The sequence below is a fragment of the Amycolatopsis dendrobii genome, from assembly GCF_014145675.1.
Taxonomy (GTDB): Bacteria; Actinomycetota; Actinomycetes; order Mycobacteriales; family Pseudonocardiaceae; genus Amycolatopsis; species Amycolatopsis dendrobii.
On record NZ_JACGZW010000003.1, the window covers coordinates 717445 to 740471 of the forward strand.

18 protein-coding genes are annotated in these 23027 nt (G+C 70.6%); 5 read left to right on the forward strand and 13 right to left on the reverse strand.

The window, feature by feature from the left end:
• Positions 1 to 49 precede the first annotated feature (49 nt).
• Together H4281_RS11680 and gltB are read right to left on the reverse strand one after the other, a co-directional pair.
• Positions 50 to 1558, reverse strand: a complete 1509-nt coding sequence (locus H4281_RS11680) for a glutamate synthase subunit beta (RefSeq protein WP_182890871.1) — start codon at positions 1556 to 1558, stop codon at positions 50 to 52.
• On the reverse strand, positions 1551 to 6092 hold the full coding sequence (gene gltB, locus H4281_RS11685) for a glutamate synthase large subunit (protein ID WP_182890872.1): 4542 nt from the start codon (positions 6090 to 6092) through the stop codon (positions 1551 to 1553). Before gltB ends, H4281_RS11680 begins: the two co-directional genes overlap by 8 nt.
• A gap of 397 nt (positions 6093 to 6489) precedes the next feature.
• Between gltB and H4281_RS11690 the strand changes: the two genes are divergently transcribed.
• From H4281_RS11690 to H4281_RS11700, 3 genes are read left to right on the forward strand one after another with little or no spacing between them, the layout of a single operon-like run.
• Positions 6490 to 6831, forward strand: coding sequence for a hypothetical protein (locus tag H4281_RS11690; protein WP_037809678.1), 342 nt, complete (start codon positions 6490 to 6492; stop codon positions 6829 to 6831).
• A gap of 41 nt (positions 6832 to 6872) precedes the next feature.
• Positions 6873 to 8645, forward strand: a complete 1773-nt coding sequence (locus H4281_RS11695) for a hypothetical protein (protein ID WP_182890874.1) — start codon at positions 6873 to 6875, stop codon at positions 8643 to 8645.
• Between the two features lie 15 nt (positions 8646 to 8660).
• Entirely contained in the window at positions 8661 to 9470 is an 810-nt protein-coding gene (locus H4281_RS11700) for a hypothetical protein (protein WP_182890875.1), read from the forward strand.
• A gap of 84 nt (positions 9471 to 9554) precedes the next feature.
• Here the strand turns inward: H4281_RS11700 and lgt are convergent, their stop codons facing one another.
• The 4 genes from lgt to H4281_RS11720 all read right to left on the reverse strand — a co-directional run bounded on the left by lgt (position 9555) and on the right by H4281_RS11720 (position 14375).
• Positions 9555 to 10571 (reverse strand): prolipoprotein diacylglyceryl transferase, encoded by a 1017-nt coding sequence (lgt, locus tag H4281_RS11705; RefSeq protein ID WP_182890876.1) that lies wholly within the window; start codon positions 10569 to 10571, stop codon positions 9555 to 9557.
• Positions 10572 to 10639: 68 nt separating this feature from the next.
• Positions 10640 to 11830 carry a M20 metallopeptidase family protein gene (locus tag H4281_RS11710; RefSeq protein ID WP_182890877.1) on the reverse strand — a complete coding sequence of 397 codons (1191 nt, stop codon included), beginning with the start codon at positions 11828 to 11830 and terminating at the stop codon, positions 10640 to 10642.
• Positions 11827 to 12963 carry an amidohydrolase family protein gene (locus H4281_RS11715; protein WP_182890878.1) on the reverse strand — a complete coding sequence of 379 codons (1137 nt, stop codon included), beginning with the start codon at positions 12961 to 12963 and terminating at the stop codon, positions 11827 to 11829. Before H4281_RS11715 ends, H4281_RS11710 begins: the two co-directional genes overlap by 4 nt.
• Positions 12960 to 14375, reverse strand: a complete 1416-nt coding sequence (locus H4281_RS11720; RefSeq protein WP_182890879.1) for an APC family permease — start codon at positions 14373 to 14375, stop codon at positions 12960 to 12962. Before H4281_RS11720 ends, H4281_RS11715 begins: the two co-directional genes overlap by 4 nt.
• A gap of 171 nt (positions 14376 to 14546) precedes the next feature.
• Between H4281_RS11720 and H4281_RS11725 the strand changes: the two genes are divergently transcribed.
• On the forward strand, positions 14547 to 15854 hold the full coding sequence (locus tag H4281_RS11725; protein ID WP_220507141.1) for a type I glutamate--ammonia ligase: 1308 nt from the start codon (positions 14547 to 14549) through the stop codon (positions 15852 to 15854).
• A 6-nt stretch (positions 15855 to 15860) separates the two neighbouring features.
• Here the strand turns inward: H4281_RS11725 and H4281_RS11730 are convergent, their stop codons facing one another.
• The 7 genes from H4281_RS11730 to H4281_RS11760 all read right to left on the reverse strand — a co-directional run bounded on the left by H4281_RS11730 (position 15861) and on the right by H4281_RS11760 (position 22272).
• Positions 15861 to 16463: a peptidoglycan recognition protein family protein gene (locus H4281_RS11730; RefSeq protein WP_312872092.1), complete on the reverse strand. Its 603-nt coding sequence runs from the start codon at positions 16461 to 16463 to the stop codon at positions 15861 to 15863.
• The gene (locus H4281_RS11735) at positions 16408 to 17052 is read right to left on the reverse strand and encodes a Uma2 family endonuclease (protein WP_246411626.1); all 645 of its coding nucleotides are present in this window, start codon (positions 17050 to 17052) and stop codon (positions 16408 to 16410) included. The genes H4281_RS11730 and H4281_RS11735 overlap by 56 nt, the downstream gene beginning before the upstream one ends.
• A 106-nt stretch (positions 17053 to 17158) precedes the next feature.
• Positions 17159 to 17950 carry a tryptophan synthase subunit alpha gene (trpA, locus tag H4281_RS11740; RefSeq protein WP_182890881.1) on the reverse strand — a complete coding sequence of 264 codons (792 nt, stop codon included), beginning with the start codon at positions 17948 to 17950 and terminating at the stop codon, positions 17159 to 17161.
• Positions 17947 to 19164, reverse strand: a complete 1218-nt coding sequence (gene trpB, locus H4281_RS11745; protein ID WP_370648166.1) for a tryptophan synthase subunit beta — start codon at positions 19162 to 19164, stop codon at positions 17947 to 17949. Before trpB ends, trpA begins: the two co-directional genes overlap by 4 nt.
• The gene (trpC, locus tag H4281_RS11750; RefSeq protein ID WP_009074973.1) at positions 19161 to 19970 is read right to left on the reverse strand and encodes an indole-3-glycerol phosphate synthase TrpC; all 810 of its coding nucleotides are present in this window, start codon (positions 19968 to 19970) and stop codon (positions 19161 to 19163) included. Before trpC ends, trpB begins: the two co-directional genes overlap by 4 nt.
• 120 nt (positions 19971 to 20090) lie before the next feature.
• On the reverse strand, positions 20091 to 20609 hold the full coding sequence (locus tag H4281_RS11755) for a Trp biosynthesis-associated membrane protein (protein ID WP_376771854.1): 519 nt from the start codon (positions 20607 to 20609) through the stop codon (positions 20091 to 20093).
• 100 nt (positions 20610 to 20709) lie between these two features.
• Positions 20710 to 22272, reverse strand: coding sequence for an anthranilate synthase component I (locus H4281_RS11760; protein ID WP_182890883.1), 1563 nt, complete (start codon positions 22270 to 22272; stop codon positions 20710 to 20712).
• A 96-nt stretch (positions 22273 to 22368) separates the two neighbouring features.
• Here H4281_RS11760 and H4281_RS11765 point away from each other — a divergent pair, with 96 nt between their 5' ends.
• Positions 22369 to 22974 carry a TetR/AcrR family transcriptional regulator gene (locus tag H4281_RS11765; RefSeq protein ID WP_182890884.1) on the forward strand — a complete coding sequence of 202 codons (606 nt, stop codon included), beginning with the start codon at positions 22369 to 22371 and terminating at the stop codon, positions 22972 to 22974.
• Positions 22975 to 23027 lie beyond the last annotated feature (53 nt).

A 23027-nucleotide genomic window follows, 5' to 3' on the forward strand; every position in this document is an offset into this window, starting at 1 on the left:
CGGGCCCCGGCGCGCCGTTGCGCCGGGGCCCGAGCCAGGGGGAATCACATCACACCACCGCGAGCGGCAACGCGGTCGGGTGCACGGGAGCCGGAAGGTCCGAGGCACCGGTCAGGAACGTGTCCACCGCAGCCGCCACCGAGCGGCCCTCCGCGATGGCCCACACGACCAGCGACGCGCCGCGGTGGGCGTCGCCGCAGACGAAGACCCCGGGGGTTTCCGTCTGCCAGTCCGCCCCGCACGACAGGGTGCCGCGGCGGGTCAGGGTCAGGTCCAGGCCTTCCAGCAGCGGCATTTCCTCGACGCCTTCGAAGCCGATCGCCAGCAGGACCAGGTCCGCGGGCAGCGTTTCGACCTTCTCGTTGACCGGGATGACCTCGCGGCGGCCGGTTTCCGGGTCCTTCTGCACGCGGACTTCCTGCAGTTCCACGGCCTTGACGTGCCCGTCGCCGTCGTCGACGAACCGCTTGACCGCCACCGCGAACTTCCGCTCGCCCGCCTCCTCGTGCGCCGGGTAGGTGCGCAGGATGTACGGCCAGGTCGGCCACGGCGAGCGCTCGTCGTCGCGGACTTCCGGCGGCGTGGGGTACTGGTCGAGCTGGGTGACCGACAGCGCGCCTTGGCGAGTCGCGGTGCCGTAGGAGTCCGCGCCGGTGTCGCCGCCGCCGATGATCACGACGTGCTTGCCGTTCGCGTCGACCGGGGACGGGCCGTCGCCCTCCACGAACTTGTTGGCGGGCACCAGGTGTTCCATCGCCAGGTGGATGCCCTGCAGCGATCGGCCCGGCGTGGCGCGGTCGTCCCGGCCGCGCAGCGCGCCCACGGCGAGCACGACCGCGTCGTACTGCGCGCGCAGGTCTTCCACCGACAGGTCGACGCCGACCTCGCAGCCGGTGACGAACTTCGTGCCCTCCTTGCGCAGTTGCGCGAGCCGCCGGTCGAGGACCTTCTTCTCCATCTTGAACTCGGGAATGCCGTACCGCAGCAGGCCGCCGAGCCGGTCGTCCCGTTCGAAGACGGTGACCTCGTGGCCCGCGCGGGTCAGCTGCTGCGCCGCGGCGAGCCCGGCCGGACCGGAGCCGACGACGGCCACCTTGCGGCCCGAGGACACCTCGGCAGGCTGCGGCTGCACGTATCCGGCTTCCCACGACTGCGCCGCGATCGTCTCCTCGACGCGCTTGATCGCCACCGGCCCGCCGGACAGCGGCGAGATCGACAGCACGCAGCCCGCCTCGCACGGCGCGGGGCACAGCTTCCCGGTGAATTCCGGGAAATTGTTGGTGGCGTGCAAGCGATCGCTGGCCGCCGCCCAGTCGCCGCGGCGGACGAGGTCGTTCCATTCCGGGATCAGATTGCCCAGCGGACAGCCGGAACCGCCGGAGTGGCAGAACGGGATGCCGCAGTCCATGCACCGCGACGCCTGCGTGCGCACCTGCTCGTTGCGCTCGTCCGCCGGAACGTCGGCGTAGACCTCGCCCCACGAGGAAAGCCGTTCCTCGTAGGACTTCTTCTTCGGTTCTTGCCGTTCGTGCTTGAGAAAACCGGTGGGGTCAGCCACGAGCCGCCTCCATGATCGCTTCGTCGACGTCTCGGCCGGCTGCACGCGCCGCCTTCGCCGCATCGAGAACCCGCTGGTAGTCGCGCGGCATCACCTTGGTGAACGCCGCCGAGCGCCGGGTCCAGTCGCCCAGGAGCGACGCGGCCACGGCCGAGCGGGTGAGGTCGTGGTGCTGCTGCACGATCTGCTTGAGCCAGGCCAGGTCCTCCGGGTCCGGCGGAAGCAGGTCCACCATGTCCTGGTTGACCTTCGCGCGGTCGAGGTCGAGCACGTACGCGCTGCCGCCGGACATCCCGGCCGCCAGGTTCCGCCCGGTCGGGCCGAGCACCACCGCGCGGCCGCCGGTCATGTACTCGAACGCGTGGTCGCCCACGCCCTCGGCCACGACCGTCGCGCCGGAGTTGCGGACGCAGAACCGCTCGCCGACCTGGCCGCGCAGGAACAGCTCGCCGGAAGTCGCGCCGTAGGCCAGCGTGTTGCCCGCGATCGTCTGCTGTTCCGCGGCGAAGCTCGCGTCCGGATGCGGGCGGACCACGATCCGGCCGCCGGACAGGCCCTTGCCGACGTAGTCGTTCGCGTCGCCGACCATTTCCAGCGTGATGCCGCGCGGCAGGAACGCGCCGAGCGACTGCCCGGCCGAACCGGTGAGCAGCACGTGGATCGTGCCGTCCGGCAGGCCCTCGCCGCCGTAGCGGCGGGTGATCTCCGAGCCCAGCAGCGTGCCGACAGTGCGGTTCACGTTGCGCACCGGCAGTTCCAGGCGCACCGGATGCGCGTCCTCCAGCGCCGCCTCGGCGAGCTGGATGAGCGTGCGGTCCAGAGCGTGCGCCAAGCCGTGGTCCTGCTCGCGCACGCGCCGCTTCGCGCCGCCGTACGGCGTCTCCGCGGGCATCTCGAAGACCGGGCCGAGGTCGAGCCCGGAGGCCTTCCAGTGCTGCACGGCCTCGTCGGTGTCGAGCATCTCGGCGTGCCCGATCGCCTCGTCGAGAGTCCGGAATCCCAGCTGTGCCAGGGTTTCCCGCACTTCCTCGGCGACGAACTCGAAGTACCGCACCACGTGGTCGGCCTGCCCGGTGTAGCGCTTGCGCAGCTCCGGGCTCTGCGTGGCGACGCCGACCGGACACGTGTCGAGGTGACACACGCGCATCATGATGCAGCCCGCCACGACGAGCGGCGCGGTCGCGAAGCCGTACTCCTCGGCGCCGAGCAGCGCGGCGATCACGACGTCGCGGCCGGTCTTCATCGCACCGTCCACCTGCACCGTGATCCGGTCGCGCAAACCGTTGAGCAGCAACGTCTGCTGCGTTTCGGCGAGCCCGATCTCCCACGGCGTGCCCGCGTGCTTGAGCGAGTTCATCGGCGACGCGCCGGTTCCGCCGTCGTGCCCGGAGATCAGCACGACGTCCGCGTGCGCCTTGGACACGCCCGCCGCGACCGTGCCGACCCCCAGCGAGGACACCAGCTTCACGTGGATGCGGGCCTGCTCGTTGGCGTTCTTGAGGTCGTGGATCAGCTGCGCCAGGTCCTCAATGGAGTAAATGTCGTGGTGCGGCGGCGGGGAAATCAGCCCGACGCCCGGCGTCGAATGCCGCGTGCGGGCGATCCACGGGTACACCTTGTTCGGCGGCAGCTGCCCGCCTTCGCCCGGCTTCGCGCCCTGCGCCATCTTGATCTGGATGTCGTCGGCGTTGACGAGGTACTCGCTCGTGACGCCGAACCGGCCTGACGCGACCTGCTTGATCGCACTGCGCCGCTGCGGGTCGTACAGCCGCTCCGGGTCCTCGCCGCCCTCGCCGGTGTTCGACCGGCCGCCGATGCGGTTCATCGCGATGGCGAGGGTTTCGTGTGCCTCGGCCGAAATCGAGCCGTACGACATCGCCCCGGTGTTGAACCGGCGCAGGATCGCCGACGCGGGCTCGACCTCGTCCAGCGGGATCGGCTCGCGCGCGCCGTCGCGGAACTTGAACAGCCCGCGCAGCGTGCCGCCCTCGCGGTAGAGCCGGTGCACCTCTTCGGTGTACTTGCGGTACACCTCGTCGCGCCCGGTCTTCGACGCGTGCTGCAGCAGGAACACCGTCTCCGGCGTGAACAGGTGCAGTTCGCCCTCGCGGCGGTACGCGTACTCGCCGCCGGTCTCGAGTCCGCGGTGGACCCGGTCGGTCGGGTTGTCCGGGTACGCCCGGCGGTGCCGCACCGCGACCTCTTCGGCGAGCACGTCCAGCCCGACGCCGCCGAGCTTCGACGACGTTCCGGTGAAGTACTCGTCGAGCAGTTCCTGGCTCAGGCCAAGGGATTCGAACACCTGCGCCGCGGTGTACGCGCCGACCGTCGAAATGCCCATTTTGGACATGATCTTCAGGACGCCCTTGACGAGCGCCTGCACGTAGCTGCGGACCGCCTTCGCCGGCTCGATGCCGGTGATCGCGCCCTGGCTGATCATGTCTTCGATGGTTTCGAAGGCGAGGTACGGGTTCACCGCCGCCGCGCCGTAGCCCAGCAGCAGCGCGATGTGGTGCACCTCGCGGGCGTCGCCGGTCTCCACGACAAGCGCGACGCGCAGCCGTTCCTTGGTGCGCACGAGATGGTGGTGCACCGCGGAAACCAGCAGCAGCGACGGGATCGGCGCCATCCGGTGGTCGGAATCGCGGTCGGACAGCACGAGTGTGCGCGCACCCGCCGCGATCGCCTCGGACGCGTCGCGCCGCACCCGCTCGATCGCCGCCGCGAGCGCGTCCGCCCCGCCGTCCGCTTCGTACAGTCCGGAAAGGACGCTGCAGGCGAAACCGGGCAGGTCGCCGTCGTCGTTGATGTGGATGAGCTTGGCCAGCTCGTCGTTGTCGATCACCGGGTACGGCAGGTTCAGGTGCCGGCAGGAGGCGGGCCCGGGCGCGAGCAGATTGCGCTCCGGCCCCATGATCCGGCTCATCGACGTGACCAGCTCTTCGCGGATCGCGTCCAGCGGCGGGTTGGTCACCTGCGCGAAGTTCTGCTTGAAATAGTCGTAGAGCAGCCGCGACCGCTTGGAGAGCACCGCGACCGGGGTGTCCGATCCCATCGATCCGATCGGCTCGGCCCCGTTGGCGGCCATCGGCGCGAGCAGGATCTTCAGTTCTTCTTCGGTGTAGCCGAAAGCGAGCTGGCGGCGCAGCACCGAATCGTGACTCTGCACCACGTGGTCGCGGTCGGGCAGCTCGGCGATCTTCAGCAGGCCGGCGTGCAGCCAGTCGCTGTACTGCTGCTTGCGCGCCAGCGCGGACTTGACCTCTTCGTCGTCCACGATCCGGCCCGCGGCGGTGTCCACGAGGAACATCCGGCCGGGCTGCAGCCGTCCCTTCGCGACGACGTTTTCCGGTGCCACGTCAAGGACTCCGGCCTCGCTGGCCAGCACGACGCGGTCGTCGGCGGTGCGCCACCAGCGCGCCGGGCGCAGTCCGTTGCGGTCGAGCACCGCGCCGACGAGCGTGCCGTCGGTGAAGGTGACGCACGCCGGACCGTCCCACGGCTCCATCAGACTGGCGTGGAACTGGTAGAAAGCGCGCCGTTCCGGATCCATCGAAGTGTGGTTCTCCCACGCCTCCGGGATCATCATCAGCACCGCGTGCGGCAGCGAGCGGCCCGCGAGGTGGAGCAGCTCCAGCACCTCGTCGAAGGACGCCGAGTCCGACGCGTCGGCCGAGCAGATCGGGTACAGCCGCGAAAGATCGCCGGGGAGCAGATCGGATTCGAGCAGCGCCTCGCGGGCGCGCATGCGGTTGCGGTTGCCGCGGATCGTGTTGATCTCGCCGTTGTGCGCCACGAACCGGAACGGGTGCGCGAGCGGCCACGACGGGAAAGTGTTGGTGGAGAACCGGGAGTGCACGAGCGCGATCGCGCTGGTGAGCCGGGAATCGCGGAGATCGGGGAAGAACCGGGGCAGCTGCTCGGGCGTGAGCATGCCTTTGTAGACGATCGTGCGCGCGGACAGCGACGGGAAGTACGTGCCGCAGCCGGACGCGAGGCTCTCGTGCTCGACGCGCTTGCGCAGGCAGAAAGCCAGCCGGTCCAGTTCGAGGCCGGTTTCGCCGTGCGGGGACGACACGAACAGCATCGCGAAATGCGGCATCACCGAACGCGCGGTGGGGCCGATGTCCGCGCCGTCGGTGTCCACCGGAACCTCGCGCCAGCCAAGGACGGCGAGCCCTTCTTCGGCCGCGATCCGCTCGGTGAGCCCGATCGCCTTGCGGCGCTGCTCGTCGTCGGCGGGCAGGAACGCGATCCCGGCGGCATACGAGCCGCCCGCGGGCAACGGGAAACCCGCCTCGGCGCGCAGCAGCTCGTCGGGCAGCTGAAGCAGGATCCCGGCGCCGTCGCCGCTCGTCGGCTCGGCTCCCGCGGCTCCGCGGTGGTCGAGATTCGTGAGCGCGGCGAGACCGTCGGTGACGATGCCGTGCGTGCGGCGGCCCTGGACGTCGGCGACCATGGCGACGCCGCAGGAATCCTGCTCGGTGTCCGGGTCGTACAGACCCTGCTTGCCGGGGATGGCGGAGAAGATCATGGAAAAGGGACCTCCTTCGTCGTTTCGTGCGGTGGCCGGCGAACCGGCCGCGGGGAGCGCACGGGACGACGATGGCCCGCTTGTTAGCGCGACTTTAACACCTGGGAAACACCCCAGCAGCGCCTCGGAGCTCCCCGAACGGGGAAGAACGGTAACGATCCGGCAGCGCGGAACGACATAGTTCCGGATGGGTTCTGAGATGCTTCGGTCTGCGAAGCATAAGCCCCGGAGCCGCCGCGCGCACCCGGCACGTGACGAAGTCGATGCGCCCGCTTCGTCCCCTTCGCCCGATCCTCCCAGGTAATCGCACAAATTTCTGGGAACCGCCCACACTCGGTGATCGTCGGTTGCCATAGTGTTCGGCAACCAACAGCTCACGGGGAGGGCGGTTTCTTTCATGTCCGGCATAGAAGTCGACGTCGAGACGATGAACCAGTACGCCGAGGTGCTCGACAGCCTCCACGAGAAGATCAGCAAGATCAACGACTACATGCGCTCCACCGCGTGCGACACGTCCGGGTTCACCGGCCTGTTCGTGGTGCTGCAGCCGGTGGTGCAGCTGGTCGCGAACCTCTACGGCGGAACGCTCGACTTCGGCCACTCGCGGCTGACCTCGCTTTCGGACGGGGTCAAGCAGGCGGCGCAGGCCTACGCGCACCACGACGCCAATTCCGCGCAGTTGCTCCAGCAGTTCATCGACCAGTTCGACGGCATCGACTCCGGCCGCGGCGCGGCCTGATGCGCATCCGCACCACACGGCTCTGACGAGGGGGAACAGACATGGCACGGCACGGCGGAGGCCATGGCGGCAGCCACGGCGGCGGCCACCACTCCGGGGGAACGGGGACGACGCATCCGCCGTCCCATTCCGGCGGCAACCAGCCGCACCCCGGGAATCAGCCGCATCCCGGCAACCAGCCGCCTCCGGGCGGCCAGCAGCCCCGTCATCCGGGCGGCGATCAGCACCCCGGCACCGGCCCGGACGGACGCCGTCCGTCCGGCGGGGACGACCGGACGCATCCGAGCGGCACCGGCGGAAACTCCGGTGACGACAACGGCAACGGCCGGGATGGCCGAGACGGTCGAGACGGCCGAGACGGCCGGGATGGTCGCGACGGCCGGGATGGCCGAGACGGTCGAGACGGTCAGGACGGCGGCGACGGCCGGGATGGCCGTGACGGCGGCGAAGAAGGCGGCGACGGCCGGGGCCGTGACCGCGGCAACGAGGGCGGCGACGAAGGCGGCGGCCGGGGCGGCGACGAAGGCGGCTCCGGCAGCGAAGGCGGCGACGGGGGCGGCGAAGGCGGCACCGGCGGCGACGAGGGCGGTTCCGGCAGCGAAGGCGGCGAAGGCGGCGGCAACGGCGGCGAGGGCGGCACCGGGGGTTCGGGCGGCGAGCCCGGCGGAGTCCCCGGCGGCACCGGCGACTTCGACCGCGGCGATTCGATCGTCGAATTGCTGCAGCCGCCGGAAGACACCTCCGGCGAGGACGTCCAGGCGCTGGTGAAGGACGCCGGCGTCGAGGTGATGGCCGTCGAGTGGGTGTACCAGAAGTTCACCGGCACCACGCTCACCCAGCAGTTCATCGAACCGCTCACCGGCGATTTCTCGAAGATGTCGGCCGACGCCGAGGCATGGCGCAACATCTCCGAGGCGATGAAGGCGTTCTCCGAGGTGATGGTCGCCAACGAGAAGACCGTCAGCGATTCCTGGCACGGCATGGCTTCCTTGGAGCACAAGGCCTACGTGCAGGCCGGATGGCGGGCCGGGCTCGCGGCCGAGGCCGGGATCGCGTCGCTGATCGCCAAGGGCTTCGACCTCCTGTCGGACACGTCGAAGAAGCTCGCGGCCAAGGCGCTCGACCTGCTGAAGAGCCTGATCGACCGGCTGCTGGTGATGGCCGCGGAGGCGTGCGTCCCGATCGCGGGCTGGATCGCCGACGCGATCACCGCGTTCAGCGAACTGCTGCCGCTGATCAACGCCCTGATCTCGATCATCGAGATGATCCAGGACATCATCACGAAGGTCCAGGACATCTGGAACTCGATCAAGGACATCGGGTCGCAGCTGCAGAAGATCAAGGACGTCGGCAGCATCGGCGATCTCGTCGACATCGCGAAGAACATCGGCGGCGACGTCGGCGACATCAAGGACAACGCCAAGGGCATCGGCCAGGACGCCAAGGACGCCGTGCAGGCGGGCAAGGACGGCGTCCACGAGTCGCGCGAGGCGCACGCGGAAAACCGGCGCTCGCGCGAAGGCGGGGACGACGAGGGCGACCGCACGTCCGGCGACAGTAATTCCGGCGAGAACGGCAACCGCCGCTCCGGCGACGAAGGCGACCGTTCGCAAGGTGACGGCGAGCGGGGGCAGAACCAGCGGTCCCAACCGGACGGTCCGCAGCACCAGCCCCCGCAGAACCAGCAGAACCACCAGCCGCCGCAGCAACCGAACCACCCGCCGTCCCAGCCGAACCACCCGCCCGCGAACCACCCGCCGTCCCATTCGCCCCGGCGCTCGGCGAGCGGCCGGATCCACGGCCGCATCGACTAAGGAGGAACTGCCGAGATGTCCCAGCCCGTCACCGCGGACGATTCGTGGAAGACGCCCGAGCTGCGGGAGGCCGAGGCCGCGCTCGACCGGACGGTCCGCAAGTCCCAGCAGCTGCTGAAGGACCTGGAGAAGATCAAGCTCCGTCCGCTGCCCAAAACCGACACCCCGGAACGGATCGAGGCGATCAAGCGCGCCGCCTCGCGTCCGGACGCGCCCGCTCAGCTGCGGCTGGTCAAGCGGAAGGTCGAAGCGGGCGAATTCTCCTGGGAGGACGTCGCCGCCGGCCGGGCGTTCGCCGACCCCGAGGTCCGCGCGCTCGCCGACGAGAAGCTCAGCGAGGCCAAAGACATCCTCGAGGAACTGCAGGAGGGCCAGAGCCCCGAGGAAATCCTCGAGGCGCGCACCGGCGGCGCCGGGAACCCGTTGTCCGGCACCGGACGTTCGACCTATCCGGACACGCCGGACAAGCCCGCCGGGTTCTCCGCCGCGGACCCGCTGGCGAGCAGCGGCCGTCCGCAGCCCCCGGCCCCGCCCGCGCCGGAGCCGCCCGAGTACTCGAACGACAATCCGCTCGCCGACCGGACGCCGCCGCCCCCGGCTCCCGCTCCGGAGCCGCCCAAGGAGGAACCGCCCGCTCCTCCCGCTCCGCCGCGGCACCGCGCGCCGGAACCGCCGCCGGAGGACGATTTCGCCAATCCCCTCGCGGACCGAGGCGACCGGCCGAAGCGGTCCGCGCCGCAGCCGCCGCCGTCGCCGGGCCGCCGTGCCCGGCGCCAGGACTCCGGCGATGACGACGACTACTTCGGCGGCTCGTTCCTCAGCTGACCCCCGCTCCGCTCCCGCGGAGGTCCGCGCGCGAAACGAGGCCCCCGCCCAATCCGGGCGAGGGCCTCGTTTCCGTTGCGGTGCTCAGGACTTCTCGGGCTTGCCGTTCTCCCCCGGAGAGGAGCCCGCGTCCACAGTGTCCTCCGGTGCCTTCTCGTCCGGTTCCGGCTTCTCCCCCGCATCGTCCGAAGTGGACTCGACGGCGGCGTTCCGCTCGTCTCCCTTGCTGCGCAACGTCTCCGGGGCCTCGCGCGGACCGCGCTTGGCCGCGGCGACGAAGTACGCCATCGCGCCGATGAACAGCAGGATCGAGGTCCACACGTTGACCCGCAGGCCGAGGATGTGGTTGGCGGTGTCGGTGCGCATCAGCTCGATCCAGCAGCGCCCGACGGTGTAGCCCGCGACGTACAGCGCGAACGCGCGGCCGTGGCCGAGCTTGAACTTGCGGTCCGCCCACACCACGAGCAGCGCGATGAGCAGGTTCCAGATCAGCTCGTACAGGAACGTCGGGTGCACCGGGCTTTCCGGCAGCGGGATGTGCCCGGTCGCGACGCCGCCGAGGGCGTCCGGGGCCCCGGTCTCCGGGTTGAAGCGCTGGTAGATCTCCAGGCCCCAGGGCAGGTCGGTGTGCGCGCCGTACAGCTCCTGGTTGAAGTAGTTGCCGAGCCGCCCGATCGCCTGCGCGACGATGATGCCGGGCGCGATCGCGTCGGCCATCGCGGGCAGCGGGATGCCCCGGCGGCGGCAGGCGATCAGCGCGCCGACCGCGCCGAGCGCGACCGCGCCCCAGATGCCGAGGCCGCCGTCCCAGATGGCGAAGGCGTTCCAGGGGTTCTTGCCCTCGGTGAAGTACAGCTCCGGGTCGGTGACGACGTGGTAGAGCCTGCCGCCGACCAGGCCGAACGGCACCGCGAACACCGCGATGTCGAGCACTGTGCCTTTGGTGCCGCCCCGCGCCTCCCAGCGCCGCTCGCCCCACCAGATCGCGACGATGATGCCGGCGATGATGCAGAGCGCGTACGCCCGGATCGGGATCGGGCCCAGGTGCCAGACGCCTTGGTCGGGGCTCGGGATCGTGGCCAGGAATGCTGCGGAGTACACGCGGCCACCGTAGCGCGTCGGCCCCCGGTCGTGGTCCCGGTGCCGCGGAACCCTTAGTCAAGACCCGGTCACAGCCCGGTCACGGCCGTCTCCGGATACTCCTGGTCCGAGGCCGCGGCCAGGTATCCGGCCAGCAGCGCGTCCGCGACCTGGCCGACCGCGGCGTCCTCGGGCAGGAAGGTTTCGCCGTGCAGGCTGGGCGAGCCCGCGGTCTCGCCCAATCCGACGAAAAGCATCAATCCGCGGACGCCGTCGCCGCAGTAATGCGCGAAATCGTCCGCGCCGAAAGACCGGAAATCGACGTCGACGTCCGCGCCGCCGCGTTCGAGCCACGTTCTCGCGGCAGCCGCCAGCGCCGGGTCGTTGACCAGGACGGGCTCGCACGGGCTGATCCGGAGGTCGGCCGTGCAGCCGTAGGCACGGGCGGTGGCGTGCACGACGTCCTCGAGAGCCTCCAGCGCACGTTCGCGGTCGCTCGCGCGCATCAGCCGCAGCGAACCGAACGCGGACGCCGTGTTCGGCACGACGTTCGCCGCCGTGCCCGCGTTCAACCGGCCGACCGTGCAGACCGCGCCGTGCATCGGGTCGATCCGGCGGCTCGCGATCTGCTGCAGGCTCACCACTAGCTGGCTGAGCGCCAGCACCGGGTCGCGCAAGAGATGCGGATACCCCGCGTGCCCGCCCTGGCCGTGCAATACGACCTCGAACTCGTCGGTCGACGCGTTCACCGGCCCAGGAGCGGCCGAAACGACGCCGTAGGGCAGCCGCGGCTGGACGTGCGCGCCGATCACCGTGTCGATGCCGCGCTCTTCCAGAATGCCCGATTCGACCAGATCCAGCGCCCCGGACGGCGACGTTTCCTCGCGCGGCTGCAAGATCGCGTACAACGGGCGCGGGAGTTCGACCCGCCGCGCCGCCCGGCAGACCGCGGTCAGCGCGGCGAGGTGGACGTCGTGGCCGCAGGCGTGCATCAGACCGGTCTTCGCGGCCCATTCGACGCCGGTGCGCTCTATGACCGGGAGCGCGTCCAGTTCGGCGCGCAGGGCTACGGCCGGCCCCGGGTGCGGCGCGGCGATCTCGATCAGCCGCCCGGTCTTCGCGACCCGCTCGCCCTCGCCGAGCGCGGCGGCCACGATCCGGGCGGTGTCGTCCTCGTCGCCGGACGCCCGCGGGTCGGCGTGGATCCGGTGCCGGAGTTCTACCGCGGCGGGCAGTTCCCCGGCCAGCGCGGCCCGCCATGCCTCGACCAGGTCGTTCATTTCCGCTCCAGCCGATAAATCCGTGCGGCGTTCTCGTGTCCGGCCAGCCGGGCCAGCCGGAGCGCGTCCGCTTCGGACAGTGCGTCGGCGGCGAGAGCGGTGCGCAGGAAGTCGGACAGTCCTTGCCGGAACAGCGCGGTGCCCAGGTGATAGAGCTCGGCCAGGCCGAACGCGTCCGTGGAGAACAGCAGTTTCCCGAACGGCGCCAGTTCCAGCGTCTCGGCCAGGATCGCGGGGGCGCGGAAGCCCGCATTGTGCGTTGCGAGGCCTACGTCGACGAAGACGTGCTCGAAGACCTGCGCGAGGTAGGCGGCGTTGCGGTGGAACGGATAGTTGTGCAGCAGCAGGATCGGGACGCCCGCGTCGCGGGTCGCGCGCAGCAAACCGGTGAGCCGCAAGGGATCGCAGCGGTGGAGGTCGACGTCGGAGTCTCCGTAGCCGACGTGGAACTGCACGGGCAGCCGCCGGTCGATGCCCGCCCAGACCAGGTGGCGGTGCAGCACCTCGTCGGCCAGCCGGACCGGTTCGCCCGCTTCGATCCCGGCGAGCCAGCGTCCAGCGGCGGCTTCGACCTCGCCGGGAACCGGACGTTCCCCGGACAACTCCAGCCCGACCCGGTACGCCGCGATCGACTTGACGCCCACCGCGTTCCCGGTGCGCCGGTCGAGTTCGGCAGCGAAGTCCTCGGCGAAACCGGCGGCGCTGGTGCCGCGGATGACGTCCTCGGCGACCTGTTCCAGCCGGACGATGTCGTGCGCGCGGGCGTCGGCCAGTTCGGCGAAGTCCGTCGTGGCGGTGAGGGATTCCGGGAGGAAACCGCCGTCCAGCAAGTAATCCGTGCTGCCGGTGCCGCGCAGGAACCGCCGGTTGACCTCTCTCGACCCCAGCTCAGCGCGGCGAGCGAGATAGTCGTCGGCCGGGGCGTGCTTCGGCAGATCGAGGATCGGCGCACAGCGTTCGCGCACGGCGAGGCCGATGAGCGAATCGAACAACGACGTCCCCAGCGGCGACACGGTGTCCGCCTCGGTAAGCATCCGCTCGAACCCGTCGCGGTCGACGCCGCCGGTACGCACGCCGTGGCAGTGATGGTCGACCAACGGCAGGTCCGCGACGAAATCCAGCAGATCGGTCATGCGTCTCCTTCAGCGAGCCTCTCCCCCACCCTACGGGCGAATCCGGGCGCCGAGGCCACCACGACGACAGCCAGCACCAGCACCCCGCCAGCCACCACCGGGAACCATCGCGGCGGGCCCTCGGCCGGGTACGGCACGACGTTGACGTACACGGTGTAGCCGAGCAGCACCAGCGCGCCGATCGGGAAGACCAAATGCCACCACGGCACGCGCATCCGCCGCCGCACGAACAGCAACAGGATCGCGCCGACGGTGGTGAGCAGGTAGATCACCAGCAGGAGCAAGGTTCCGATGGATCCGGCCCAGGAGAAGGTGTCGTCCGCGGTCGCGCCGAAGAACACCGCACACACCAGGATGATCAGCGCCGCCGCGAGCGCGACCACGGTCACGGCTACGGCGGGGATGCCTTTGGCGGAGATCCGGCCGATGCCGCGGCCGTCGAAGGCGTCTCGGCCGAGGGCGAACAGCAGGCGCGAGCCGCCGACGACGCAGGCTAGGCAGCAGCCGAACGCGCTGATCGCGGCGCCCGCGCTGATGACGTCGCCGACCCACGGGCCGACGAAGCGGCTGCCCAGGTCGCCCAGCAGCGAAGGGGAATCGTGGAACGCGGTGGCGTCGCTGCCGAAGGCCATCATCTCTACGGCGGTCACGAGGACGAAGTAGGCGCCGCCGAAGATGGCGGTGCCGAGGATCGCGCGCGGGATGTTGCGGCGCGGGTCGCGGGTTTCCTCGCCGAGCGTCGCGGCGGCTTCGAAACCGGCGAACGATAGGAAACCGAACACTGCGCCGAGGAAAATGCCGGAGATTCCGGTGTCCGGCACGAAAACCCGCAGCGTGAACCGGCCGCTCGGGGCGTCGCCTGCGATCAGCCGGACCAGGATGACCACGGTGACCAGCAGAATGAGCGCGATGGTCGCGCCCTCGACGGCGAGCAGTGTGCTGGTGCCGCGGCGGGCCGGGGCGGCTGCGAGCAGCCAGCTGCCGATCAGCGCGACCGCGGTCAGCACGAACGGCCCCCACGACGGCGGATGCGGCCAGATCCCGACCTGTGTGAGGAACGCGGTGCCGAGCACGCCCGCGGCGGAACTGGTGACCACGGCGTAGAAGGTGTACGTGCCGAGAAGGCCGATCCCGGACACCACGCCCGCGCGCGGGCCGAGCGTGGCGCCGACGAACGCGTAGACCGAGCCGGCGTGCTGGTAGTGGCGGCAGAGCTGAACGAAGCCGTATGCGACCAGCAGCACTCCGGCCGCCGAAAGGAGGAACGCCAGCGGCACCGCGCGTCCGGCGGCCGCGGCTGTTTGCTGTGGATTGATGTTCGCGGCCATGCTGGGTGCCATGAGCGCGACGGACAGCCCGACGGCCTGCCAGACTGACAAGGTGCGCCGCAATTCGGGACGGTCTCCGGACACGGATGCGCTCCTTTCCCCGCGGAGTACACAGTGAACATCCGAGGCGGCGCGGACAACCAGCGCCGACTGGCTGAACCTCGTCCGGCATCGAAGGAGCGCGCCTTGTCGTCCACCCCCTCGAAACTCGACCGCGACCGGCTCGCGGAACTCGGCGCTGCCGCCGCGGGCCGGATGGAGCAGGCGGGCGTCGAACTCGTCGCGCTGAGTTTCGTGGACAACTCCGGGATTTCGCGCGTCAAAGCGGTGCCGGTGACGAGGCTGGCGACGGTCGCGGCGTGGGGCGTCGGCGCGTCCAACTCGTTCGACTTCTTCCTCGGCACCGACAGCATCGCGAACGGCGAGCATTCCCTCGGCCCAGTCGGCGACCTGCGACTGCACCCCGACCTCGACGCGCTCACCGTCCTCGCCGCACAACCCGGCTGGGCGTGGGCCCCGGCGTGGCGCTACGACCAGGACGGACAGCCGCACCCGCAAGACACGCGCGCGCTCGCGGCGACCGCCGTGGACCAGCTCGCCGACCGCGGCCTGACCGCGCGGACGGCGTTCGAACTGGAGTGGATCGCGACCGACGCGGACGGAGTCCCGCTGCCCGGCCCGGCCTACGGATACTCCCGGTTGAGCGCGAACCACGAGTACCTGCGCGCTCTCGTGTCCACTTTGGAACGTTCTGGGGTAGAGGTGGAGCAGATCCACCCGGAGTACGCGGCGGGCCAGTTCGAGCTGTCGATCGCCGCGGCGGACCCCTTGCGGGCAGCCGATTTAGCCGTGCTGACAAGGGAAACGGTGCGAACGGTGACCGCTGCGCACGGGTTGCGCGCGTCGTTCACGCCGAAGTTCGAACCCGGCGGCGTCGGCAACGGCGGGCACGTGCACTTGAGCCTCTGGGACGGCGAGCGGAATCTGTGCGCGGGCGGGACCGGAGCTTTGGGGCTGACCTCGACCGCGGAATCCTTCGGTGCGGGGATTTTCCGCCGGTTGCCCGCGTTGCTGGCGGTGGGCGCGCCGTCGGTGGTCAGCTATCTGCGGCTGGAACCGCACCATTGGGCAGGCGTGTTTACCGCGTGGGGCCTGGAAAACCGCGAAGCACCGCTGCGCCTGATCCGCGGTGCGGCCGGACAGCGCGACACCGCGGCGAATCTGGAAGTGAAGTGCTTCGACCTCACCGCGAACCCGTATCTGGTAGTGGCCGGCCTGCTTTTCGCCGGACTGGCAGGCTTGACCGCCGAGGCGCGCCTGCCGGAGCCGGTCAGCGTGGATCCTGGCTCGCTCTCCCCCGCAGACGCCGCAGCCGCTGGCGTCGCCAGGTTGCCGGAGTCGTTGTCGGACGCGGTCGACGCGTTCGAGGCCGACGAGGTGCTGCGGACGGCGTTCGGGCCTCAGCTGGCCACCACGTTGACGGACGTGCGCCGCGCCGAGGTGGCCGAGCTGGGATCGCTGAAGCCCGCGGAGTTGTGCCAGGCAATGCGTTTCCTGCACTGAACCCGCTCAACGAAGCAAGGCCGCCACCCGGGACTGCAACTCGGGCAGCATCGCGTACAGCTTGTCGCCCGGGCAGTCCGTGTTGTAGAAGTCGCGGTGTCCCTTGATTTCCTTCACCGGGATGCCGTACTGGCGGCACACGTACGCCACGAACACCACCAGCGAATCGAACTGCGCCTTCGGCGGGGCGACCTGCATGTAGGTGCCCTCGTTCTCGATGCCGATCGCGTTGTCGTTCTGGCCGGGGCAATGCGCCGCGCGGACGATCTTCTTGCCGCTGCGCAACGCGTCCAGGCTGCCGTGGCGGCCTTCGAGGCGATAGCCGCCGCGAGAGACCGTGAAATGCTGGCCGGTGTCGGACCAGCCGTTGTTGTCGATGTGGTCAGCCTGATCGTTGCGCGCGACCTGGAACGCGTGCTCGAGCGAGTAGTCGGTGCTGTTGGGACAGTCGATGTGGTGGATGAGCACGCGATTGGCGGGATGGTCGAGCGTGGTGAGCGGATCCGCAGGCGGGCGCGCACCCCATTCGGCACAGCTGTAGATGCGCGGCGCGTCAGCGGCGTCCGCGAGACCGGGCAGCAGGAGTCCCGCCGCCGCGGCAGCGCTCACGCCGGCCGCCCCGCGCAGGAACGTCCTCCGGGGAACTTGTCCGATGTCGAAAGCCATGCGCCTCACTGTGCGCGGACGGCGTACACGATGCGTACAACTGGCCGCTCAAGCGCAGATCCAGCTCCGCGGGGAAAGGTTCGGCCAGGGTGAGCAGGCCGCCTTCGCTCTTCGCGTGCGGGAGGTAGTCGCCGTCGGAAAGCGCGTACACGGTGGCGGCTTCCTGCTCCGGGTCGACGAGCAGGTAGTACGGGATGAGGGCTTCGGCGTAGCGGGCCTTCTTGAGAATCCGGTCCTGCACTCGGGCGGACGGGGATTCGATCTCCGCGGCCAGCAGAACCTCGGACGCTGGGTACCAGGTCGTCGCCACATCCGGGCAGGTGACGATCACGAAGTCCGGGATCAGCAGCCGGTTTTCGCCGCAGCGGACAGCGACGCCAGGGAGCAGCTCAGTGCCCTTCGGCAAGGCTGGCACCGCTGCGAGCTGCAATCGCTGCAGCCACTGCTGGTGGAGCGCAGTCGGCGCCGGACCCATCACCAGGGTTCCGTCGACTCCCTCGATCCGATTGCCGAGGAGCTGTTCGTTAGGCAAGGCGAGTACTTCTGCCAATCCGGGAGCTTCGCCCAGATTGCTGTCGTCGTCTGCATACCGAGAGAGTACGAACGACCACCGACAGTTTCCGGCCCTCGACCCGAGGTCAGGCCGGAGCGACCGCCTCGCGCACGCCCTGCGCCAGCTCCGAAGCCAGCTTCCGCACGCCATCCGGACCGTCCGCCGCGGCGGTGACCAGCGCGGATCCGACGATCACCGCGTCCGCGAACCCGGCCACCTGCGCGGCCTGCTCCCGCGACCGGACGCCGAGGCCCACGCCGATCGGCAGCTCCGTGTGCTCGCGAGTCCGCCGCACCAGGTCCTCCGCGTGCACACCCACCGCGTCGCGGGCGCCGGTCACGCCCATCACCGCGGTCGCGTACACGAAGCCCGACGAGGCCGCCGTGGTTTTCGCCAGGCGCTCCTCCGACGACGACGGCGCGACCAGGAAGATCCGGTCCAAACCGTGCTCGGCGGACGCGGCCATCCACTCGTCGGCCTCGTCCGGGATCAAGTCCGGCGTGATCAAGCCAAGGCCACCGGCGGACGCCAGGTCGCGTGCGAACGCGTCGACCCCGTAGCGGTGCACGGGGTTCCAGTACGTCATCACGACCGCGCGACCGCCGCGCGCGGAGACCGATTCCACGACCTCGAACAGCTGCTTGAGCCGGAATCCGCTGGCCAGCGCCGCCTCGGCGGCCGCCTGGATGGTGGGGCCGTCCATCACCGGGTCGGAGTACGGGACGCCGACCTCGACCAGGTCCGCTCCGCCGTCGATCGTCGCGGCCAGCAGGTCTTTCGAGCCGTCCACGGAGGGGAATCCGGCGGGCAGGTAGCCGACCAGCGCGGCCCGGTGTTCCGCTCGCGTCGCCGCGAACAGCTCGTCGAGCCCGCTCACTTGCCCTCCCCGTCCACGAGCCCGAACCACTGGGCCGCGGTGTCCATGTCCTTGTCGCCCCGGCCCGACAGGTTGACCACGATCAGCCCGTCCGGGCCCAGCTCGCGGCCCAGTTCCAGGGCGCCGGCGAGCGCGTGCGCCGATTCGATCGCCGGGATGATGCCCTCGGTGCGCGACAGCAGCCGGAAGGCGTCCATCGCGGCCGCGTCGGTGACCGGGCGGTACTCGGCGCGGCCGGAGTCCTTGAGCCACGCGTGTTCCGGGCCGACGCCCGGATAGTCGAGCCCGGCGGAGATCGAATGCGATTCGACCGTCTGGCCGTCCTCGTCCTGCAGCAGGTACGACATCGCGCCGTGCAGGTTGCCCGGGCTGCCCTTGGTGAGCGTCGCGCCGTGCCGGGTGCCCTCGATGCCCTCGCCGCCCGGCTCCAGGCCGACCAGCCGCACCGACGGGTCGTCGTAGAAGCCGGAGAAGATGCCGATGGCGTTGGACCCGCCGCCGACGCACGCCGCGACGACGTCCGGCAGCCTGCCCGCCTTCTCCAGGATCTGCGCCCGCGCCTCCTCGCCGATGACGTGGTGGAAGTTGCGCACCATCATCGGGAACGGCGACGGGCCGGCGGCGGTGCCGAAGAGGTAGTGCGTGGTGTCGGCGTTGGTGACCCAGTCGCGCAGCGCCTCGTTGATCGCGTCCTTGAGCGTGCGCGACCCGGTTTTCACCGGCACGACCTCGGCGCCGAGCAGCTTCATCCGCGCGACGTTCAGCGACTGCCGCTCGGTGTCGACCTCGCCCATGTACACGACGCAGTCGAGGCCGAGCAGCGCGCACGCGGTGGCCGTGGCGACGCCGTGCTGGCCCGCTCCGGTCTCCGCGATGACGCGCTTCTTGCCCATCCGCACGGTGAGCAGCGCCTGGCCCAGCACGTTGTTGATCTTGTGCGAACCGGTGTGGTTGAGGTCCTCGCGCTTGAGGAACACCCGCGCGCCGCCGGCCTGCTCGCCGAACCGCTTGGCCTCGGTGAGCAGGGACGGACGGCCCGCGTACTCGGTGAGCAGCCGGTTCAGCTCGCCGGTGAACGCGGGGTCGTGGCGGGCCTTCTCGTACTCCGCCGCGACCTCGTCGACCACGCCGATCAGCGCTTCCGGCATGAACCGGCCGCCGTACGGGCCGTAGTAGCCGCGTTCGTCCGGGTCGTGCTTGCCGCGTTCGGTCACCGCGAGGGCCTCGGGCAGGCGGGGTGCGAACCGGCGGTGACGAGCTTGACGACCGCGCCCTTCGGGTCGCCCGACGCCACCAGGCCCTCGCCGACGAGCACCGCGTCCGCTCCGTGGCCCGCGTACGACATCAGGTCGCCAGGGCCGCGGACGCCGGACTCGGCGACCTTGAACACGTCCATCGGCAGGCCGGGCGCGAGGCGGGAGAACACGTCGCGGTCCACTTCGAGGGTGTGCAGGTTGCGCGCGTTGACGCCGATGACCTTCGCGCCCGCTTCGAGCGCGCGGTCGGCCTCCTCGGCGTTGTGGATCTCCACGAGCGCGGTCATGCCGAGCGATTCGACCCGGTCGAGCAGCGCGGCGAGCGCGTTCTGCTCCAGCGCGGCGACGATCAGCAGGACCATGTCCGCGCCGTGCAGCCGGGCCTCGTGCACCTGGTACGGGCTGACGATGAAGTCCTTGCGCAGCACGGGAATGTCGACCGCGGCGCGCACCGCGTCGAGGTCGGCGAGCGAACCGCCGAAGCGGCGCTGCTCGGTGAGCACGCTGATCACGCGCGCGCCGGCGTCCTCGTAGTCCCGCGCCAGCGCGGCCGGGTCGGGAATCGTGGCCAGCTCGCCCTTCGACGGGCTGCGCCGCTTCACCTCGGCGATGACGCCGATGCCGGATTCGCGCAGCGCGGCCATGACGTCACGCGGCGGAACGGCCTTGGCCGCCCTGGCCTTCAGTTCGTCGAACGGCAGCGCGGATTCCCGCTGCGCGAGATCCTCGCGCACGCCGGCGACGATGTCTTCGAGCACGCTCATCGGACGCCCCTACCCGCTGCCGCACTCCTGGGTCCACTCGCAAGCTCGCTCACAAAAACCTTCCCCTTCCCGCCGAAACGATGCTAACCCCCGCTCGATGACCGGCCGGTTCCGGGTTGCTCAGCGCCGCGGATCCGGCGGATCGGTCGGGTCGTCCCCCTCCGACAACGCCTCCCACAGCTCGGTGTCCGGATCCTTCCGCGCCGCCTTGGCTCCCGGTGCGGCGTAACGGGCCCCGAGCTTCCGCGCGGCTCCCGCCCACTTGATCGCTGCCAACCCGCCGAGCGCGACAAGAATTCCGCCGAGCACCGCGATCAGGTGGCCGAGCACGATTTCCGTGCCCGGCAGCCCGGGTGCGAAGCCGCCGAACTTGATCCCGGCCACGCCGTTCCAGACGCCCGCCGCGCCGGCGAGCACCAGCACGATCCCGAGCGCGCGGCGCAGCCAGCCGCCGGTCGCGACCGCTCCGGCGACGCCCGCGAGCGCGAGGATCGCGAGCGGCACGAGCGCGGTGGCGCGCTGTTCGCCGGGTTCGGTGTACAGGACGGTGCCGCGCACGCCCTCGTCGCGGAATTCGGCGAACCACACCATCCGGGACGCGCCCCACAGCGCCAGCGCGCCGAGCAGGAGGGCGAGAATGATCGTCCACAGTGGACGCTTTGCCTTCCCGCCGCCCGCGGACGGAGCTTCCGTTTCCGCCTCGGCCCCGCCGCGCCGTGGTTCCGCCTCGCCGGACCGCTCAGACACCGGCCGCGTCCTCTGCCGGGTCCAGCTCCCCCGCCGGGATCATCGTGCCCGCCGCTGCGATCGCGGACAGCACGGTGCGGGCCTTGTTGAGCGATTCGGTGTCCTCGTAGTCCGGGACCGAGTCCGCGACCACGCCGCCGCCCGCCTGCACGTACGCGGTCCCGTCGCGCATCAGCGCGGTGCGGATGGCGATCGCCGTGTCCGCGTCGCCCGCGAAGTCCAGGTAGCCGACCACGCCGCCGTACAGCGCGCGGCGCACCGGCTCCAGTTCCTCGATCAGCTGCATCGCCCGGACCTTGGGCGCGCCGGAAAGGGTGCCCGCCGGGAAGCAGGCCGTGACCGCGTCGAAGGCCGTGGCGTCGTCCTTCAGCTCGCCGGTCACCGTGGACACGATGTGCATGACGTGGCTGTAGCGCTCGATCTGGAAGAAGTCGACCACGTGCACGGTGCCCGGCTTGCAGACCTTGCCGAGGTCGTTGCGGCCCAGGTCGACGAGCATCAGGTGCTCGGCGCGTTCCTTCTCGTCCGCGAGCAAATCCTTGGCCAGCTGCGCGTCCTCCTCCGGATCCGCGCCTCGCCAGCGGGTGCCCGCGATGGGATGCGTGGTGGCGCGGCCGTCGCGGACGGTCACCAGCGATTCCGGGCTGGAGCCGACGATGTCGAAGCCCTCCAGCCGCAGCAGGTACATGTACGGACTCGGATTGGAGGTGCGCAGCACGCGGTACACGTCGAGCGCGTCGGCCCCGGTCTCGATCTCGAATCGTTGCGACGGCACGACCTGGAACGCTTCGCCGGCCTTGATCGCCTCGACCGCCTTGTCGACGGCCGCGTGGAAGTCTTCCTTGCTGCGGTGCCGGCGGAACTCCGGCGCCGGGCGGTCGAACGTCGCGACCGTCGGCGGCGCGGGCACCCGCAACTGCTCGGTCATCGCGGACAGCCGGGCGAGCGCGTCGTCGTAGGCGGCGTCCACGCGTTCGGCGGAGTCGTCCCAGTTGACCGCGTTGGCGATCAGCGTGACGGTGCCCTCGTGGTGGTCGAACGCGGCGAGATCGGTGGCGAGCAGCATGGTCAGCTCGGGGATGTCGAGGTCCCGTTCGGCCAGCTCGGGCAGCTTTTCCAGCCAGCGCACGGAATCGTAGCCGAGGTAGCCGACCATCCCGCCGGTCAGCGGGGGCAGGCCGGGCAGCGGTTCGGTGTGCAGCGCCTCGACCGTCGCGCGCAGCACCTGCAGCGGGTCGCCCTCGGCGGGCAGGTTGTCCGGCGGGGTGCCGGTCCAGACCGCTTTGCCGTCGCGCACGGTCAGCGCGGCCGGGCTGCGCACGCCGACGAACGACCAGCGCGACCACGATTTCCCGTTCTCGGCCGATTCGAAGAGGAATGTGCCGGGCCGGTCGGCGGCGAGCTTCCGGTAAATCCCCAGCGGGGTCTCGCCGTCGGCGAGCACCCGGCGCACCACGGGGATCACGCGGCGGCTCTCGGCCAGCGCGCGGAACTCGGCGCGGGAAGGGCTGACCGGGCCGGGCCCGGCCGTGGACGTGGCTGCTGAGCTGACCATGCGCCTCATTGTGCCGCTACGGCCGCGTCAGCCGGTCAGCGGGCTCTCAATTCAATGCGTGTTGAATTCGAGGCGGCGACCGGTCAAGATGGTCCGGTGAGCACGGAAGACACTACCGCGCGCCGCCGCGGCCGCCGCCCCGCTGGTCAGGACACCCGGGCGGTGCTGCTCGAAGCGGCCCGCGCGGTGTTCGCCGAGAACGGCTACGAACGCGCGACGGTCCGCTCGATCGCCGCCCGCGCCGGCGTCGACGCCGCCATGGTCAACCACTGGTTCGGCGGCAAGGAAGGCCTGTTCGCGCAAGCGGTGCTGAAACTGCCGTTCGAACCGGACGAACTGGTCCCGATCCTGCGCGACGGCCCGGACGACGAACTGGGCGCTCGCATCGCGCACACCTTCCTGACCCGCTGGGACGGCGTCGGCGGCGACACGTTCCAGGCGCTGATCCGCAGCATCGCCGGACACGAGGCGGCCAGCAACGTGCTGCGCGACTTCTTCTCGCAGTTTTTCACCGGGTTGCTCAGCGACCTCGGCAGCGACCGGCTGGAGCTGCGGGTCGCGCTGTGCGCTTCGCAGGTGGTGGGGATGGGGCTGATCCGGTACGTGGCACGGTTCCCGCCGATGGCGTCGGCGGAGGTGGACACGCTGGTCGCGGCGGTGGCGCCGACGTTGCAGCGCTATCTCACCGGGGACATCGACTGAGGCGGGGGCTCGTGCGTGCTCATCCCGGTTAGAACCGCGATCGCCACTCACGA

Excerpts from the sequence above, each read along its gene's own strand:
- gltB (WP_182890872.1), bottom strand. The coding sequence starts at position 6,092 with ATGATCTTCTCCGCCATCCCCGGCAAGCAGGGTCTGTACGACCCGGAC.
- H4281_RS11690 (WP_037809678.1), top strand. The coding sequence starts at position 6,490 with ATGTCCGGCATAGAAGTCGACGTCGAGACGATGAACCAGTACGCCGAG.
- H4281_RS11695 (WP_182890874.1), top strand. The coding sequence starts at position 6,873 with ATGGCACGGCACGGCGGAGGCCATGGCGGCAGCCACGGCGGCGGCCAC.
- H4281_RS11700 (WP_182890875.1), top strand. The coding sequence starts at position 8,661 with ATGTCCCAGCCCGTCACCGCGGACGATTCGTGGAAGACGCCCGAGCTG.
- H4281_RS11710 (WP_182890877.1), bottom strand. The coding sequence starts at position 11,830 with ATGAACGACCTGGTCGAGGCATGGCGGGCCGCGCTGGCCGGGGAACTG.
- H4281_RS11715 (WP_182890878.1), bottom strand. The coding sequence starts at position 12,963 with ATGACCGATCTGCTGGATTTCGTCGCGGACCTGCCGTTGGTCGACCAT.
- H4281_RS11725 (WP_220507141.1), top strand. The coding sequence starts at position 14,547 with ATGGAGCAGGCGGGCGTCGAACTCGTCGCGCTGAGTTTCGTGGACAAC.
- trpC (WP_009074973.1), bottom strand. The coding sequence starts at position 19,970 with ATGAGCGTGCTCGAAGACATCGTCGCCGGCGTGCGCGAGGATCTCGCG.
- H4281_RS11760 (WP_182890883.1), bottom strand. The coding sequence starts at position 22,272 with ATGGTCAGCTCAGCAGCCACGTCCACGGCCGGGCCCGGCCCGGTCAGC.